This is a genomic window from Streptomyces sp. NPDC001020, assembly GCF_053599115.1.
In genome coordinates this window covers 36,767-52,742 of sequence record NZ_JBSFLQ010000035.1, presented here as the reverse complement: position 1 = coordinate 52,742, position 15,976 = coordinate 36,767, and the positions used below count along the sequence as shown (strand labels likewise).

At 70.7% G+C, this 15,976-nt stretch carries 16 protein-coding genes; 8 read left to right on the top strand and 8 right to left on the bottom strand.

Annotated elements, in window-relative coordinates; all coding sequences use genetic code 11:
* Positions 1–57 precede the first annotated feature (57 nt).
* From ACWDEX_RS28130 to ACWDEX_RS28120, 3 genes are read right to left on the bottom strand one after another with little or no spacing between them, the layout of a single operon-like run.
* Positions 58–1,272 carry an NAD(P)/FAD-dependent oxidoreductase gene (locus ACWDEX_RS28130; protein WP_450467012.1) on the bottom strand — a complete coding sequence of 405 codons (1,215 nt, stop codon included), beginning with the start codon at positions 1,270–1,272 and terminating at the stop codon, positions 58–60.
* Positions 1,269–1,604 (bottom strand): non-heme iron oxygenase ferredoxin subunit, encoded by a 336-nt coding sequence (locus ACWDEX_RS28125; RefSeq protein WP_450467011.1) that lies wholly within the window; start codon positions 1,602–1,604, stop codon positions 1,269–1,271. Before ACWDEX_RS28125 ends, ACWDEX_RS28130 begins: the two co-directional genes overlap by 4 nt.
* Positions 1,601–2,950 (bottom strand): aromatic ring-hydroxylating dioxygenase subunit alpha, encoded by a 1,350-nt coding sequence (locus tag ACWDEX_RS28120; protein WP_450467009.1) that lies wholly within the window; start codon positions 2,948–2,950, stop codon positions 1,601–1,603. Before ACWDEX_RS28120 ends, ACWDEX_RS28125 begins: the two co-directional genes overlap by 4 nt.
* A gap of 101 nt (positions 2,951–3,051) precedes the next feature.
* On the opposite strand from ACWDEX_RS28120, the gene ACWDEX_RS28115 reads away from it, so the two are divergent.
* Genes ACWDEX_RS28115 through dmpG form a run of 5 tightly spaced genes read left to right on the top strand, consistent with a single transcriptional unit; the run spans position 3,052 to position 7,778 of the window.
* Positions 3,052–4,050, top strand: coding sequence for a zinc-binding dehydrogenase (locus ACWDEX_RS28115; RefSeq protein ID WP_450467008.1), 999 nt, complete (start codon positions 3,052–3,054; stop codon positions 4,048–4,050).
* Entirely contained in the window at positions 4,047–5,021 is a 975-nt protein-coding gene (locus ACWDEX_RS28110; RefSeq protein ID WP_450467007.1) for a 3-carboxyethylcatechol 2,3-dioxygenase, read from the top strand. The genes ACWDEX_RS28115 and ACWDEX_RS28110 overlap by 4 nt, the downstream gene beginning before the upstream one ends.
* Positions 5,018–5,821, top strand: coding sequence for a 2-keto-4-pentenoate hydratase (locus ACWDEX_RS28105; RefSeq protein ID WP_450467005.1), 804 nt, complete (start codon positions 5,018–5,020; stop codon positions 5,819–5,821). The genes ACWDEX_RS28110 and ACWDEX_RS28105 overlap by 4 nt, the downstream gene beginning before the upstream one ends.
* On the top strand, positions 5,818–6,762 hold the full coding sequence (locus tag ACWDEX_RS28100) for an acetaldehyde dehydrogenase (acetylating) (RefSeq protein ID WP_450467004.1): 945 nt from the start codon (positions 5,818–5,820) through the stop codon (positions 6,760–6,762). The genes ACWDEX_RS28105 and ACWDEX_RS28100 overlap by 4 nt, the downstream gene beginning before the upstream one ends.
* Positions 6,759–7,778: a 4-hydroxy-2-oxovalerate aldolase gene (dmpG, locus tag ACWDEX_RS28095; protein WP_450467003.1), complete on the top strand. Its 1,020-nt coding sequence runs from the start codon at positions 6,759–6,761 to the stop codon at positions 7,776–7,778. The genes ACWDEX_RS28100 and dmpG overlap by 4 nt, the downstream gene beginning before the upstream one ends.
* A gap of 109 nt (positions 7,779–7,887) precedes the next feature.
* On the opposite strand, the gene ACWDEX_RS28090 is transcribed toward dmpG, so the two are convergent.
* Entirely contained in the window at positions 7,888–8,697 is an 810-nt protein-coding gene (locus tag ACWDEX_RS28090) for an IclR family transcriptional regulator (protein ID WP_450467002.1), read from the bottom strand.
* Between the two features lie 71 nt (positions 8,698–8,768).
* Between ACWDEX_RS28090 and ACWDEX_RS28085 the strand changes: the two genes are divergently transcribed.
* Positions 8,769–9,428 (top strand): helix-turn-helix domain-containing protein, encoded by a 660-nt coding sequence (locus tag ACWDEX_RS28085; RefSeq protein WP_450467000.1) that lies wholly within the window; start codon positions 8,769–8,771, stop codon positions 9,426–9,428.
* 28 nt (positions 9,429–9,456) lie between these two features.
* Here ACWDEX_RS28085 and ACWDEX_RS28080 read toward each other — a convergent pair whose 3' ends face one another.
* Positions 9,457–10,182, bottom strand: a complete 726-nt coding sequence (locus tag ACWDEX_RS28080) for a gamma-glutamyl-gamma-aminobutyrate hydrolase family protein (RefSeq protein ID WP_450467055.1) — start codon at positions 10,180–10,182, stop codon at positions 9,457–9,459.
* Complete coding sequence (locus ACWDEX_RS28075) at positions 10,167–11,657, bottom strand: aldehyde dehydrogenase (RefSeq protein WP_450466999.1); 1,491 nt, start codon at positions 11,655–11,657, stop codon at positions 10,167–10,169. The genes ACWDEX_RS28080 and ACWDEX_RS28075 overlap by 16 nt, the downstream gene beginning before the upstream one ends.
* Positions 11,658–11,773: 116 nt before the next feature.
* On the opposite strand from ACWDEX_RS28075, the gene ACWDEX_RS28070 reads away from it, so the two are divergent.
* Both ACWDEX_RS28070 and ACWDEX_RS28065 read left to right on the top strand, forming a co-directional pair.
* Positions 11,774–12,484: a type 1 glutamine amidotransferase gene (locus tag ACWDEX_RS28070; RefSeq protein WP_450466998.1), complete on the top strand. Its 711-nt coding sequence runs from the start codon at positions 11,774–11,776 to the stop codon at positions 12,482–12,484.
* A 116-nt stretch (positions 12,485–12,600) separates the two neighbouring features.
* Entirely contained in the window at positions 12,601–13,800 is a 1,200-nt protein-coding gene (locus ACWDEX_RS28065; RefSeq protein WP_450466997.1) for an alpha/beta hydrolase family protein, read from the top strand.
* Positions 13,801–13,906: 106 nt separating this feature from the next.
* On the opposite strand, the gene ACWDEX_RS28060 is transcribed toward ACWDEX_RS28065, so the two are convergent.
* Complete coding sequence (locus ACWDEX_RS28060; RefSeq protein WP_450466995.1) at positions 13,907–14,317, bottom strand: hypothetical protein; 411 nt, start codon at positions 14,315–14,317, stop codon at positions 13,907–13,909.
* Between the two features lie 109 nt (positions 14,318–14,426).
* Entirely contained in the window at positions 14,427–15,881 is a 1,455-nt protein-coding gene (locus ACWDEX_RS28055; protein ID WP_450466993.1) for an APC family permease, read from the bottom strand.
* Positions 15,882–15,976 lie beyond the last annotated feature (95 nt).

Below are 15,976 nucleotides of genomic sequence, written 5' to 3'. Positions count from 1 at the left end.
ATCCCTTCTGCGGGGCATGGCGTTACGGGATGTGCCGCCCAGCGGCACACCGGCACGTCACCCGCGCAGCAGAGTGCGCAGGTTCACGGCAGGGTCGGCCAGCCGGGACGCGTCGACCGGGACGTGGCGGTCGATCATCCGGCGGGCGGCCCGTACGGCGGACGGGTCGTCGACGGAGGCTGCCGCGACGACGTGTTCGTCGCGCAGGCCGAAGACGGCGAAGGACGGCTCGTCGAAGGAGCCGCGGACGATCGTCCGTGTGGCGCCGTCCATGCTCCCGACGCCCTCGATGTGGTGTCCGTGCCGGTCGGTCCAGAACCAGGGGGCGGTCGGTGCCGGTGGCGGGGTGCCGAGGAGGGTGGCCGCCGCGCGGGCGCCGTCGTGCTGGGCGGCTTCCCAGTGCTCGGTGCGCGCCAGGAGCAAGCTGTCGCGGCGGGTGCGTGCCGGGTCGCCGACGGCGAGCACCGCCGGGTTCGACGTGACCTGCCCGGGGTCGACGACGATGCCTCGGTCGACCTCCAGCCCCGCCTCCTGAGCGAGTTCGGTGCGGGGCACCATGCCGACCCCGAGCACCACCGCGTCGAAGAGGTCCGGCGTGGCGACGCCGGTGAAGCGTGCCTCGATGCCGTCGGGACGGTCCGTGAAGGACTCCACGGTGGCCTGCGCGGTCCTGATGCGGTGACGGGTGTGCAGGGCGTGCAGCCAGGTGGCCAGTTCCCGGCCGAGCGGGGCGGCAAGGGGTGTGGCCACCGGATCGACCAGGACGACCTCGCAGCCGAGGCGTACGGCCGTGGCGGCGACCTCGGCGCCGATCAGTCCGGCGCCGACGACCAGTAGTCGGGCGCCGGGGGCGAGAGCCGGACGCAACCGGTCGGCGTCCTCCGCCGTGCGCAGTACGTGGACGCGGTCGCTGTCGGCTCCCGGTATCGGCGGGCGGGCGGCACCGCCGCCGGTCGCGAGGACGACGCGGTCGGCGGGCAGCAGGTGTCCGTCCGTCAGCTCGACGGCGCCGTCCCGCGGCCTGAGGGCCTTCACGACCGCCTGGTTGACCAGCCGTACCCGCTGGTCGTCATACCAGGAGGACTGCTGGAGAGCGATCTGCTCGAGGCCCTTGGTTCCGGACAGGAAGTCCTTCGACAGGGGCGGGCGGTCATAGGGGAACTCGCCGGCGTCGACCAGGGTGAGGTCGCCGTCGAAGCCGCCCGCGCGCAGGGAGGCCGCCGTGCTGACACCGGCGATGCCGCCGCCCACGATCACCACACGGTCGGTCACGGCGTCTCACCCGGGAAGAGGTAGACCTCGCCGTCGCGCACCTCGACGCGGTGCGGGCAGGCGTTGCGGGTCGCGGGCAGGCCCTGGACCTCGCCGTTCTTCAGACAGAACTTGCTGGAGTGCAGCGGGCACTCGACGTATCCGTCCTCCACCCAGCCGTCGGCGAGCGAGGCGTCCCCGTGGGTGCAGGTGTCGTCGAGCGCATACACGCTGTCGTCGGTGTCGCGCAGCAGGGCGATGTCGTCGTCGGTGCCGGTGATCGCCTTGTCGACGGCGATGCCCTCGCCCTGGGGGATGTCCTCCAGGGCTGCGACGCGGATGCCGTCGCTCATTTCTTCTCCTCGTGCCAGGCGGGGGTGTTCATCAGGTGGCGCCAGCGCGTGTAGAACGCGCGGCCGGCCGCGTCGCTGTACAGTTCGCTGGTCGTGCCGGGGTAGCGGCCGTCCTCACGCTCGGAGCCCATCCCCATTTGGTAGTTGAGGGCCACGTTGTTGGTGATGAAGCCGTGCGAGATGGCCTGCACCTCGCTCCAGTTCTCGCCGTCGTCCTGCTCGAAGATGCCGCTCGGTCCGAACGTGCGCAGGTTGTACAGGCGTTGCGCCTCACGGACCTCCGGCGGCATCGACTTGTCGACGATCGTCCAGGACCAGACCTCCATCTTGTCCGGGCCTTTGGGGTGCCAGACGCGGAGCGAGCCGTTGACCGGGAGGTAGGAGAAGTTGGGGAAGACGGTGGCGTGGCCGTTCGTGAGCGGTCCCTCGACGCGGGCGTCACCGAGACGTTCGCGCAACGCGTCGTAGTCCATCCACTTGTGCACGGTCTGGGCGTCGAACCGGTTCCTGGGGTGGACCGGGAATCCGGCGCCGTTGCCGTTGGCGTCGGAGTACTGGCGGCCGGTGCGGTGGACGACCTCGTCCTTGGGCTTCTTGCCCGAGGGCGCGAGCACCGTGAGCGCCGACGCATGGCTCATGTTGACGTGGTACCAGTCGGTGGCGAACTGCTCGGCCGCCAGCTTCCAGTTGCCCTCCAGGACCCATTTGTGGACCCCGCCCACCACGACGGTGCCCTCGTCGTCGTGGTCGAGCATCGCGTCCATGTACCAGGCCATGTCCCCGAGGGACTCGCGCAGTGACACGGGATCGGGGTTCCAGGTGCCGAAGATCAGGCCGTGGTAGGTCTCCACGTGCGGCACCTCCACCAGGCCCCACTCCCCCGTCTCGAAGGACTCGGGGTAGCCGTCCTTGTTGGGCACGCTGACCAGCGCGCCGTCCAGGTTGAAGGACCAGCCGTGGTAGGTGCAGGTGAAGTTGCGGGTGGTGCCGGCGTCGGCGCGGCAGACCCGGGCGCCGCGATGACGGCAGGAGTTGAGGTAGGCGCGGATCCGCCGGTCACGGTCGAGGGTGACGATGACGGGGTCCTCACCCATGTACGTGGTGAAGAAGTCGCCCGGCTTGTGGAACTGGTCGGTGTGCGCGAGGAACAGCCAGCTCGGAGCGAAGACACGGCGCAGTTCCTGCCGGTAGAGCTCCTGGTCCGTGAAGATGACACGGTCCAGCAGCCCGCCCTCGGTGTCCACGAGCCCGGAGACGTCGATGTTCCGCGCCAGGTCTGCCGGGCGCCGCAGGGCCCCGCGCGGGGCCGCCGTGGCCGCGCCCTGGGGATCGTTCGTCGAGGTCATGGGCCCAGGCAAACCCAGCGGTGCGAGCGGTCGCCATCCGTCGTTCCGTAGGACGGAACACGGGCTGTCGGCGGACGGAGGCCGCGGGGGAGCGTGAGCGCATGCTTGCTGCAACCGCCGTCTCCCAGAGCGCGACCGACCCGCTCGCCGGGCTCGTCCTGGGCGACGTTCCCACGCCCGAGCGCCGACCCGGCTGGTCGACCGTCCGTGTGGTCTCGTCGTCGCTCAACATGCACGATCTGTGGACCCTGCGCGGTGTCGGCCACCCGCCCGAGCGGCTGCCCGTCGTCCTCGGCTGCGACGCCGCGGGCTACGACGAGGACGGCAACGAGGTTCTCGTGCATCCCGTCATCGCCGACGCGGACGCCGGCATGGGCGACGAGACGCTCGACCCCGGGCGCGCGCTGCTCTCCGAGCAGCACAACGGCGCCTTCGCCGAATACCTGTCCGTCCCCACCCGCAATCTGATCCCCAAGCCGTCGTGGCTCTCCTTCGACGAGGCCGCCTGCCTGCCGGTCGCCTGGGGGACCGCGTACCGCATGCTCTTCACCCAGGCCAGGATCACCGCGGGCGACCGGGTGCTCGTGCAGGGCGTGGGCGGCGGTGTCGCCTCGGCGGCGATCAAGCTGGCCGTCGCCGCGGGCGCCGTCGTGTACGCCACCAGCCGCAGCGAGGAGAAGCGGGTTGAAGCTCTCTCCTGGGGCGTGCGGGCGGCGGTGCCGACCGGGGAGCGACTGCCCGAGCGCGTCGATGTCGTGGTCGAGACGGTCGGCGAGGCCACCTGGTCGCATTCGCTGAAGTCGCTGCGTCCCGGCGGCACGGTCGTGATCGCCGGAGCCACCAGCGGTACCAATCCGCCCGCCGACCTCGGCCGGATCTTCTACCTCCAGCAGCGCGTCATCGGCTCGACCGGCTGCACCCGGAGCGAACTGGTGGCGCTGCTGAAGCTCATGGACGCCACCGGTCTGCGCCCGGTGATCGACCGCACGCTGCCGCTGGACGAGATCCACAAGGGCTTCCAGCTCATGCTCGACGGGCGGCTCACCGGAAAGCTCGTCATCCACCCGTCCGGACCGGACCAGTCAGGAGCACCGCGATGACCGCCGCCGCCGTCGGCCTGTCCCACTCCCCCCTCATCGGCAAGAACGATCCCGCCCCGGAGGTCCTCGCCGCCGTCGAGAGCGCCGTCGACACCGCGCGCGCCTTCGTCCGCGCCTTTGATCCCGACCTGGTCGTCCTGTACGCCCCGGACCACTACAACGGCTTCTTCTACAAGGAGATGCCTCCGTTCTGCCTGGCCACCGACGCAGGCGCCGTCGGTGACTTCGGCTCGTCGGCCGGTCCCGTCTCGGTCGACACCGAGGCGGCCCGCGCGCTCGCCCGCGGTGTCCTCGCCCGCGGAATCGATCTGAGCGTCTCGGCCCGGATGACCGTGGACCACGGCTTCGTGCAGCCGCTGGAGGTCCTGTTCGGCGGCATCGACCAGGTCCCCGTCGTGCCGGTGTTCGTGAACGGTGTCGCCACCCCGCTCGGGCCGGTCAGCCGGATCCGGGCCCTGGGAACCGCTCTGGGGGAAGCCGCCGCGGAGCTCGACCGGCGGGTGCTCTTCCTCGGTTCCGGCGGGCTCTCGCACGATCCGCCGGTGCCGGTGCTCGACGGCGCCCCGCCCCGGGTCGCCGACGCCCTCATCGAAGGTCATCCGCCCACTCCCGAGCAGCGGGCCAGGGGCGAGCAGCGAGTAATCCAGGCCGGCCGCGACTACGCGGCGGGCTCCACCACGATGATCCCGATCAACCCGGCCTGGGACAACCTCGTCCTCGACACCCTTCAGGAGAACCGTCTCGCCGACGTGGACGGTTGGAGCGTGGAGTGGATGGGCGCCGAAGGCGGGGGCTCGGCCCACGAGGTGCGCACCTGGATCGCCGCGTTCGCCTCGCTGGCCGCGACCGGCCCGTACGAAATGACGTCCCGCTTCTACGCACCCGTCCCCGAGTGGATCGCGGGCTTCGCCGTGGCGACCGCGGAACAGACGGCCGCGGAAGAGCCGACGGAAGGGGATGCGGGCCGATGAGCGACCACGAGAAGGCCGTCGCCGCGGCCGTGGACCGGCTGGAGACGGCCGGGATCGAAGGGCGCCCGTGCGCCCCGGTCCGCGATCTGCTGGGCAGTACCGATGTCGTCACGGCCTACGCGGTCCAGCGCCGGCTCACCGAGCGCAGACTGGCTGCCGGAGCGGTCGTCACCGGCCGCAAGATCGGGCTCACCTCGCCCGTGGTGCAGCGGCAACTGGGCGTGGATCAGCCGGACTTCGGCGTCCTCTTCGCCGACATGGATGTCTCCGACCGGGCCCAGGTGCCGATGAATCGGCTGCTGCAGCCGAAGGCCGAGGCGGAGATCGCCTTCGTTCTCGCCGCGGACCTGGACGGGGACAACCTCGATCTCGCCGCCGTCCGCGCGGCGGTCGACTACGCGACACCCGCCCTGGAGATCGTCGACAGCCGCATCGCCGACTGGGACATCACCCTCGCCGACACCGTCGCCGACAACGCCTCCAGCGGGCTGTATGTGCTCGGCGAGTCCCGTCTGCCGCTGAGCGCGTTCGAACCGCGCGAGGCGGTCATGCGGATGCACATCGACGGGGCTCTCGTCTCCGAAGGCGACGGCGCCGCCTGTCTCGGCGACCCGCTCTACGCCCTGCTGTGGCTGGCCCGCACCGCACGCGCCCTGGGGGACCCCCTGCGCGCCGGCCAGCTCGTGCTCTCCGGCGCCCTCGGCCCGATGGCCGTCATCGCACCCGGCGTCACCGTCTCCGCGGAGATCTCCGGCCTCGGCCCGGTAACCGCCACGTTCACCGACAAGGACGCCTCATGAAGAAGACGAAAGTGGCCGTGATCGGCTCCGGCAACATCGGAACCGACTTGATGATCAAGGTTCTCCGGCTCTCCGAGAGCCTGGAGATGGCAGCCATGGTCGGCATCGACCCGGACTCGGACGGTCTCGCCCGGGCCCGCCGTCTCAAGGTGCCCACCACCCACGAGGGCGTCGACGGTCTGATCGCGATGGACGGCTTCGAGGACATCGACATCGTCTTCGACGCCACCTCGGCCAAGGCGCACCTCACCAATGCCCGAAGGCTCCAGCCGTTCGGCAAGAAGCTGATCGACCTCACGCCCGCGGCGATCGGCCCGTTCGTCGTCCCCGCGGTCAATCTCGACGCCCACCTGAACGCCGACGACGTCAACATGGTCACCTGCGGCGGCCAGGCCACCATCCCCATCGTCCACGCCATCGCCCGTACGACCCCCGTCCCCTATGCGGAGATCGTCGCCTCCATCGCCTCGAAGTCCGCGGGCCCCGGCACCCGCGCCAACATCGACGAGTTCACCGAGACCACCTCGGCGGCCATCGAGAAGGTGGGCGGCGCGGCCCGCGGTAAGGCGATCATCGTCCTCAACCCCGCAGAGCCGCCGCTCATCATGCGGGACACCGTCTTCTGTCTCATCGGCGACGCCGATCACCAGGCGATCCGCGCCTCGGTGGCGGACATGGTGGCGGAGGTCGCCCAGTACGTACCCGGCTACCGGCTCAAGCAGGACGTCCAGTTCACCCCGCTGCCGGCCGACGAGCCCGTGCACACCCTGCTGCCCGCCGACGCCCCCGAGGTGACCACCCGGGTGTCGGTGTTCCTGGAGGTCGAGGGCGCCGCCCACTACCTCCCCGCCTACGCCGGCAACCTCGACATCATGACCTCGGCCGCCCTGCGCACCGCCGAGCGCATCGCCCAGCACGCACGCCAGGGGGCACCCGCATGACCACGAACCTGTACGTCCAGGACGTCACCCTGCGGGACGGCATGCACGCCGTCCGGCATCGCATCACCCCTGCCGACGTGACCCGGATCGTCGCCGCCCTGGACGCGGCCGGCGTCGACGCGATCGAGGTCGCCCACGGCGACGGCCTGGCGGGCGGCTCGCTGAACTACGGCCCCGGCAGCAACACGGACTGGGAGTGGATCGAGGCCGCCGCGTCCGTCCTCGAACGGGCCACGCTCACCACGCTGCTGCTGCCCGGCATCGGCACCATCGCCGAACTCAAGCACGCGCACTCGCTCGGTGTACGGTCCGTGCGCATCGCCACGCACTGCACCGAGGCCGATGTCGCCGCCCAGCACATCGCCACCGCCCGCGAACTCGGCATGGACGTCTCCGGGTTCCTGATGCTCAGCCATATGGCCCCCGCCGGGAAGCTCGCCGAGCAGGCCAGGTTGATGGAGTCGTACGGCGCCCACTGTGTGTACGTCACCGACTCCGGTGGCCGGCTCACCATGGACGGCGTCCGCGAACGCGTCCGCGCCTACCGCGATGTGCTGAAGCCCGAGACGCAGATCGGTGTCCACGCCCACCAGAACCTGTCCCTGGCGGTCGCGAACTCCGTCGTTGCCGTCGAGGAGGGCGTCACCCGGGTCGACGCGTCCCTCGCCGGACACGGCGCGGGCGCGGGCAACTGCCCCATCGAGCCGTTCGTGGCGGTGGCCTCGCTGCAGGGGTGGAAACACGGCTGCGACCTGTTCGCCCTGCAGGACGCCGCGGACGATCTCGTACGGCCCTTGCAGGACCGTCCGGTCCAGGTCGACCGTGAGACGCTCACCCTTGGCTACGCCGGTGTCTACTCCAGCTTCCTGCGGCACGCGGAGGCCGCCTCCCGGCAGTACGGCATCGATGTGCGCAGCATCCTGCTGGAGGTGGGACGGCGTGGGCTGGTCGGCGGTCAGGAGGACATGATCGTCGACATAGCGCTGGATCTGCTGCGGTCGGCTCCGACTACCTGACCGCCGACGGCCCCGGGTGGGTGACGAGGGCTCGCCGTCGTCGGTACCCCGCCCCGGGCCCTCACGGGACGTCCGGCCACCGTGGTGGCCGGACGTCCCGGCACGGGGTCTACGCGCGGGCCCTCAGGTCGGCATACGGCTGCCGGCCGACCCGGCCCGCCCACGCCCGGGACGCCGCGGCGGCGACGCGGCGCGCCTGTGCGCTCAGCGCCCGGGGGTCGATCCGGCCGTGCCGCCCGGCGACCGACAGGGCCGCGACCGCGCGTCCGCCCCGGCTGAGCACGGGGGCCGCCACGCAGGCCAGCCCGGGCTGGTACTCCTCGTCGTCGAAGGCGACACCGGTACGGCGGATGACGTCCAGTTCGGCGGACAGGTCGTCCGGGTCGGTGATGCTGTTCGCGGTGAATCCCTCCAGCGGCTGGGACATCACCCGCTCCGCGGCGTCGGAGTCATAGGCGAGCAGGACCTTGCCGACGGCCGTCGTGTGGGCCGGCAGCCGCCCGCCGATCCGGGACGGCACGGGCGCGGGACGGTGGCCGTAGAGCTTGGCGAGATAGACCACGTGGGTGCCGTGCAGCACCGCCAGGTGCACCGTCTCGCGGGTCGATTCGTACAGGTCGGCCAGGTAGGGCAGCAGCACGTCGCGGACGCTCTCGGCACCCGGCGCGTAGACGGCACGGCCCAGGTGGTGCAGCCGCTCACCGAGTTGGTAGCCGGTGCCGACGCGTTCCACGACGCCGTTGCGCTCCAGCATGCCGAGCACCCGGTACGCGGTCGACTTGCTCATCTGTGCCCGCCGCGCGAGCTCGCTGACCCCCATCCCCCCGCTGGCCCTGTCTCCCAGGGCGACGAGGAGGCTGATGGCCTTGTCGACAGCGGCCCGGTCGTCGCGCACGGGGCCATCGAGGGTCACGGTCATGGTGGATCACCTCAGTGCCAAGGGGCGGTGTCACTTTCAATACACACCGCGGAAACCTTTACGTGACAAGGATGCGAACTGCACCGCCGTTCGTCAACAATGACGAGATGCATATTAAAAGTGACACCGCGCCCCGGGAGAACGAACTCGTGGCGCGCAACGTCCGGCGCTTCCGGCGGGAGAGGACGATGTCCCTGGGCGAACTCGCCCGCCGGTCCGGCCTGTCGAAACAGACGCTGAGCAAGATCGAGCAGGGCTTGGGCAACCCCACCGTGGAGACCCTGGCCCTGCTCGGTGCCGCACTGGACGTGCCGACCCGCCGCCTGCTGACCGAGTGGGGCACCCCGGTCTACGTCCAGCGGCACGACGAGGGCGAATGGGTCGATCGGGAGCACTGGGCCGAGCGTCCGCTGGACGAGACCTACGGTTCGGGCTACGTCCGGACCCTGGTACTCCGTCTGGAGCGCGGCACCGGGACCCCCGAAACGATCGCCGCGCACGCCCCGGGCACTCTGCACCACCTCTACGTGATCACCGGGAAGCTGCGCACCGGCCCGGTCAATGAACCGGTGGACCTGTCGGCCGGTGACTTCGTGCGCTTTCCCGGGGATGTCCCCCACCACCATGTCTGCCTCAGCGAGCGGGTCGTGGCCCACATGGTCACCACCCTGCCGCAGCTGCGCCGCTTCGGGCCCACGATCACCAAGGGGATCGCCACACCGTCGAGTTGAGGCGGTCACAGGGAAGGGGACGGCCGGGTCAGCTTCGGCTTTTCTCGCGAGCGGCCCGTACGAGGGCGTCGAACAGTCCCTGCTGGGCGGGGTCTTCGTGGGCGGTGTCCTCGGGATGCCACTGAACGGCGGTGAACCATCCGGCCGCGCCGGGGAGTTCGAGCCCTTCCACGGTGCCGTCCGCGGCGTGTGCGGTGGCCGCGAGCCCGTCCCCGGTGCGGTCGACGCGCTGGTGGTGGAAGCAGGACGCCTCCGCCTTACCGACTCCGGTGGCCTGTTCGAGCAGGGTTCCACGTCGGATCGCGACCGGGTGCACGACATGGCGGTGCGCGCGCTCCGGGCCGCCCATGTCCTGCTCCAGGCTGCCGCCGAGGGCGACGTTGACTATCTGCAGACCGCGGCAGATGGCGAGCAGGGGGAGGCCGGAGGTGAGTGCCGTGCGGGCGACTTCGAGGTCGAAGGCGTCCTGGAGGTCGTCGACGTCGTAGACGCTGTCGTGGGTGTCGGTGACGCCGTAGCGGGACGGGGCGATGTCCCCGCCACCCGGGAGCAGGACGCCGTCGAAACGGGCGAGCCGGGCGGCGAGGTCCTCGGCGGCGGGGGCGACCGGATGGATGGTGGCGGGTTCGCCGCCGGCCCGCCACACCGCCTCGATGAGCGCGCGGGCGTTGACCTCGGCGGCGTACCGCAGGGCGGAGGTCGTGGCGGAGAAACGGGCGGGGAGGGCGATGAGCGGTCTCACAGCTGGATCCAGGTGGTCTTGAGCTCGGTGTACTTCTCGATGGCGTGGACGGACTTGTCACGGCCGTTGCCGGACTGCTTCATGCCGCCGAAGGGAACGGTCAGATCGCCCTCCTCGTAGCAGTTCACCCAGACCGTGCCGGCCTTCAGGGCGCGCGAGACCTGGTGGGCGGTCCTCAGGTCGGAGGTCCACACCGCGGCGGCGAGCCCGTACTCCGTGGCGTTGGCGAGTGCGACGGCCTCGTCGAGGTCGTCGAAGGTGAGCACGGAAAGGACGGGGCCGAAGATCTCGTCCCGGGCCAGCCGCATCTCCGGGTCCACCCGGTCGAAGACGGTGGGCCGGAGGAAACTGCCACCCGACTCGGCCAGGGTGCGGCCGCCTCCGACGCGCAGCCGGGCGCCTTCGTCCAGGCCGGCATCGATGTGCTCCAGGACCCGGCCCAGGTGACCTTCGCCGACCAGTGCGCCCATCTCGGTGGCCGGGTCGAGGGGGTCACCGACGCGCAGTTCGCGCGCCCGTGCCACGACGGCCTCGGTGACCTGTTCGGCGATCGACGAGTGCACCAGCAGCCGGGAGGGGGCGGTGCACATCTCGCCCTGGTTGAAGAAGATGCCCCAGGCGGCCGTGGCCGCGGCCTGCTCCAGATCAGGAGCGTCGGGAAGGATGATGTTCGGCGACTTGCCGCCCAGTTCCAGCCAGACCCGCTTGAGGTTGGAGTCGGCGGCGTAGCGCAGGAAGTGGCGGCCGACGGCGGTGGAGCCCGTGAAGGCGAGCACGTCGACATCCGGATGGAGGCCGATGGCCCGGCCGGCCACTGGTCCGTCACCGCACACGACGTTCAGCACCCCCGGCGGAAGTCCGGCCTCGGTGGCGATCCGGGCGAGCAGCAGCGCGGACAGCGGGGAGTTCTCGGAGGGCTTGAGCACCACCGTACAGCCGGCCGCCAGCGCCGGGGCCACCTTCCAACTCGCCAGTGTCAGAGGGAAGTTCCATGGCACGACCGCGCCGACGACCCCGGCGGGCTCCCGGGTGATCAGTGCCAGCGCGTCCGGCGCGGTGTGCGGGGACTCGTCGGTGAGCTTGTCGGCCAGTTGCCCGTACCAGCGGAAGGTGGTGATGGCGGCACGCAGTTCGATTCCGTACGCGTCGCTGATGGGCTTGCCCATCTCCAGGCTGACGGTCAACGCCAGCTCCTCGCGCCGTTCTTCGAGCAGATCGGCGATCCGCAGCAGTACTCGGCCGCGCTCGACGGGCGCCAGGCGCGGCCACGGCCCGGAGTCGAAGGCCCGCCGGGCGGCGGCGACGGCCATGTCCACCTCGGCGGGGCCGGCGTCGGCGACCTGTGCCAGCACCTGGCCGTCGCGGGGCGAGACGACCGGGAAGCTCGCTCCCTCTCCGGGGTGGTCGGCGCCGTCGACGTGATGGGCGCCGGGCGGGTCGAGGGACTTGGCGCGGCGCAGCCACTCCTCATGGGATACGTCCAGCATGCGAGGCCTCCAGACGAAACATTTGAAGCCAAACGATATGATCGGGCGGCGGACCGCCACAAGGGCTGAACAGGATCGATCCGGCAGTCGCCGGATCAGGGAAGGGAGCTGTCGACGTGCGCGCACTCGTCATCCGGCACGAACACGTGACGGAGCCGGGACTGGTCGGTGCCCGGCTCGTCGAGCGCGGATACGACCTCACCACCGTCACGGTGGTGCCGCAGGACCGGCACCACGCACCGAACGTCTCCTACGAGTTCCCCGACGCCGACGGCTGGGACCTGATCGTGTCGCTCGGCGCCCCCTGGTCGGTGTACGACGAGGAGGCCATAGGCGGCTGGATCGGCGGCGAACTCGCCCTGCTGCGCCGGGCCCACCTCCTCGGCGTGCCGGTACTGGGCGTCTGCTTCGGCGCCCAGGCGCTGGCCACCGCACTCGGCGGGTCCGTCGAGTCCGCTCCCCGTCCCGAGATCGGCTGGACGGAGGTCGACACTGACGATCCCGGCCTGGTCCCGCCGGGACCCTGGCTGCAGTGGCACTACGACCGCTTCCTTCCGCCGGCGGACGCGAAGGAGGTGGCCCGCAACGCCGTGTGCGCGCAGGCCTTCCAGGTGGGACGCGCCCTCGGGGTGCAGTTCCATCCGGAGATCACCATGGCGATGCTCCGCGGCTGGATCGAACTGGGCGGCAGGGAGCAGTGCCTGCGGCACGGCCTGGATCCGGACGAACTACTCGCGCAGAGCCACGCCATGGAACCGGCGGCTCGCGAGAACGCCGGCCGCCTGGTCGACGGCTTCCTCGACCGGGTGGCGAACGCCCCGCGGTGACGCCAGTGCCCGGCAGGCGGCGTCAGCCGGCCCGTCCGACCGCCTCCGCCGTCCGGCGGAGGCGGTCCCGTCTGAGGGAGGACGCTCCGGCCCGGTCCGCTCCCTAGCGTCGGGGCATGAGTCCTACGAACCTTCGCCGCCGCCAGTTCGTCGGCGTCCTCGGCCTTGCGCTGCTCGCACCGAGGGCCGGTGCGAGCAGCGCCGAGGCGGCACCCGGTGGCCGCGCCCGTCCCGGCCCCGTCACCATGACGTTGCCGTCGCCCACCGGCCCTTACCCTGTCGGCACGGTGTCGCTGCACCTGGTGGACCACACCCGCGCCGATCCCTGGCTCCCCACCCGCGCTGCCGCCGCACGGGAGTTGATGGTCACCTTCTGGTATCCCGCCCGGCCCATGCCTGGGCGAGTGCCCGCACGTCAGCTCCCGCCGGGGGTGGCGGCCGAGTGGCAGCGGCTCGTCGAGCAGCAGTTCTCGGTCGAGCCCGGGGCCGTGGACTGGGTGGCCACCCAGACCCACGCCGTCCACCGCGCCCCGGTCCGGCACCGGCGCGGCGGGCTGCCGGTGATCCTTTACTCGCCGGGCAGGAACGTCCCACGCGGCTTCGGGACCGTCCTCGCCGAGGACCTGGCCAGCCGGGGCTACCTGGTGGTGGCCATCGACCACACCCACGAGACGATCGCCGTGCAGTTCCCCGACGGCCGCGTCGCCACCGTGCTCGACGCCACGGAAGAGGCGACTCTCCGCGCCCTGGTCGACGTTCGGGTGGCCGATGTCAGGTTCGTCCTCGACCAGTTGGACAAGCGCGACGTCGCCGACGTGTCCACGGTCGGCATGTTCGGGCACTCGATCGGCGGAGCCACGGCCGCCCAGGCCATGCACGACGACCCGCGCATCCTCGCGGCCGCCGACCTCGATGGCGCGGTGGGCTCCGGGCCGGAAGCGATCGGCTCCGTCGTCGAGGACGGCCTCGATCAGCCGTTCCTGCTGATGAACAGCATACTCGGCAACCACCACGACGACGTGCTCTCATCTCTCTGGCAGCACCTGCGCGGCTGGCACCGCAACCTCCAGATGACCTCCGCCGGCCACTATGCCTACACCGATCTCCAGACCCAACTGCCGTCCATCGCCGCCGCCGGGAAGATGCCTGCCGACAAGCTCGCCGGGCTCGTCGGCGACATAGAGCCGGCTCGCTCCCTACGAGCACAACGCGCCTACCTCAGCGCCTTCTTCGACGTGCACCTTCGACACTGCCCCGAGCACGGCCTCCTCGACGGTCCTTCGGCCGCCTACCCCGAGGTTTCGTTCGTCGACTGACGGCTGTCCGGGGCGTTACGGACGAGGCCGGAGCCGCATGGCGGCGACGGCCAACCTCTACGCAAGGGCGCCGCCGGAGAACAGGAAGCCCCGTAGATCACTGTCGTCACTCGATCCAACGGGCTGCGGCCTCGTAGGTGGTGGCTGGGGTGCTGTTGAACGCGATGGCCGCATCGGGTGCGTGTCGCCGGACCAGGTTGATCACCTGCTCGAGGAGTTCGACCTGATCGTCCGAGTGCCTGAGGCCACCGCCGACGGTAACGCACTCCCACGGATGAGATCGCAGCGCGTTCCCGACGACCGCTTCGACGTCGTCACTTCCATCAAGGCCGATCAGGCAGGTCTCGACGCCCACACCATGTTCGGCGAACTTGGTCAGGCCCGCCTCGATCGCCTTGACCAACGGCTCAGGATCCCACGGCCCAGGCACCCGATACGGATCAAGTCCGATGACGAGGACGCGGGGTGAAGCGGTGATGTCCATGTCTGAACGATACGGGCCGAACGCCCCGCTCATCTGGGATACCAGGAGGCCGCGGGCCCGGGCGCTGTTCGGAGCGCCCGGGCCCGCGGCTTCGACACACTCGGGATCACGGGCGGTCCGGGCGCCGCCGAGACGGTGTGCGTCAGTTCTGCCGCACCGTCCTGCCGCGGTTCAGCCTGGCGGCGGCGACCCCGAGAGCCAGGACCACCGGCACGGTGAGCTGGAGCCACAGGGCGGTGGTCTCGTCGCCGCCGATGAGCGTGGTGAAGTTCTGGACGATCAGCCAGATGGCACCGGCGATGCCGAGTGCACCCAGTGCGGGGGCGATGAGTGTGTTCCACGGCCGGGTGTCGGCGCGCGTACGGCGGAAGAAGGCGATCACCGAGACGGAGGTCAGGAAGTAGAGGAGCATCATCGCCAGCACCGCCACCCCACTGAACCAGGAGAAGAGCATCAGCACCGGGTCCTTGCCCAGCAGCGCGAAGGGCATGACCAGCAGCAGCGCGATCGCGGTCTGCACGTTGCCTGCCACCCAGGGCGAGTGACGCCGGTTGATGGCGGTCAGCCCGTGCGGCAGCAGGCCTTCCCGGCCGAGGGAGAACAGGTAGCGGTTGGCGGAGTTGTGGAACGCCAGGATGCCCGCGAAGAGCGAGGTGGCCAGCAGCACGGGCAGCACATCGCCGGTCCAGGCGCCGAACCGGTCGGCGATGGGGCCGAAGACGAAGGTCGTGGCATCCGACTCCAGCGCCCGACCCGCGTCGGACGTGGCCTTGGACGCTCCGTGCGCGGAGATCAACATCCAGGAGGTGAAGGCGAAGAAGCCGGTGACCACCGCGACCGACAGATAGGTGGCCCGGGGCACGGTCTTACGGGGCTCCCGGGCCTCCTCGCCGTAGATGGCGGTGGCCTCGAAGCCGAACATCGACGCCACGGCGAACATCAGGGCCACCCCCGGAGCGCCCTGGAGGACGGCGGACGGCGAGAAGCTGTCGGTGAAGCCGAGGCCCTCGGACCCTCCCCCCTTGAAGAAGGTCACGAGGGCGAAGGCGAGCAGGATGCTGAACTCCGCCAGCACGAAGACCGTCAGGACCTTGGCGCCCATCTCGATCCCCGCGGCACCGAGGACCTGGACGACGGCCATGGTGACCAGGACCCAGATCCACCACGCCACGTGCACACCGGCGTAGTGCTCGACCAGTCCGCTCACCGTCGCGCCGTACAGCCCGTACATGGCCGCCTGGATTGAACAGTAGGCGAAGAGTGCGACGGCGGCGCTGCCGGAGCCGATCAGGCGTCCCAGACCCTTGCCGATGTAGGTGTAGAAGGCGCCGGCGTCCACGACGTGCCGGCCCATGGCGACGAAGCCCACGGAGAACAGCAGGACCATGGCACCGGAGGCGACATACGCGGCGGGGGTGCCGGCCCCGTTGCCGATCCCGACGGCGAGGGGTACGGCCCCGGCCATGCCGGTCAGCGGCGCCTGTGCGGAGAGGACGAAGAAAAGGATGCCCAGGACGCCGAGGGAATTGGGCTTGAGTCTGCCTGACGTGGGGGAATCGTGCGCGATGGGCGGGGCGGCCGCCGTCTGAGTGTCCACTCGAATCACCTATCGGGAGCGGGACGAGCAAGATTTCATTTAAGGCCAAACGAGTTGCCTCATGGTGAGCTGGAACTATCCGATTGGCAAGAGGT

Coding starts and splice junctions, on each gene's coding strand:
- ACWDEX_RS28125 (WP_450467011.1), bottom strand. CDS start 1,604: ATGAGCGACGGCATCCGCGTCGCAGCCCTGGAGGACATCCCCCAGGGC.
- ACWDEX_RS28120 (WP_450467009.1), bottom strand. CDS start 2,950: ATGACCTCGACGAACGATCCCCAGGGCGCGGCCACGGCGGCCCCGCGC.
- ACWDEX_RS28115 (WP_450467008.1), top strand. CDS start 3,052: ATGCTTGCTGCAACCGCCGTCTCCCAGAGCGCGACCGACCCGCTCGCC.
- ACWDEX_RS28110 (WP_450467007.1), top strand. CDS start 4,047: ATGACCGCCGCCGCCGTCGGCCTGTCCCACTCCCCCCTCATCGGCAAG.
- ACWDEX_RS28105 (WP_450467005.1), top strand. CDS start 5,018: ATGAGCGACCACGAGAAGGCCGTCGCCGCGGCCGTGGACCGGCTGGAG.
- ACWDEX_RS28100 (WP_450467004.1), top strand. CDS start 5,818: ATGAAGAAGACGAAAGTGGCCGTGATCGGCTCCGGCAACATCGGAACC.
- dmpG (WP_450467003.1), top strand. CDS start 6,759: ATGACCACGAACCTGTACGTCCAGGACGTCACCCTGCGGGACGGCATG.
- ACWDEX_RS28090 (WP_450467002.1), bottom strand. CDS start 8,697: ATGACCGTGACCCTCGATGGCCCCGTGCGCGACGACCGGGCCGCTGTC.
- ACWDEX_RS28085 (WP_450467000.1), top strand. CDS start 8,769: ATGCGAACTGCACCGCCGTTCGTCAACAATGACGAGATGCATATTAAA.
- ACWDEX_RS28075 (WP_450466999.1), bottom strand. CDS start 11,657: ATGCTGGACGTATCCCATGAGGAGTGGCTGCGCCGCGCCAAGTCCCTC.
- ACWDEX_RS28065 (WP_450466997.1), top strand. CDS start 12,601: ATGAGTCCTACGAACCTTCGCCGCCGCCAGTTCGTCGGCGTCCTCGGC.
- ACWDEX_RS28060 (WP_450466995.1), bottom strand. CDS start 14,317: ATGAGCGGGGCGTTCGGCCCGTATCGTTCAGACATGGACATCACCGCT.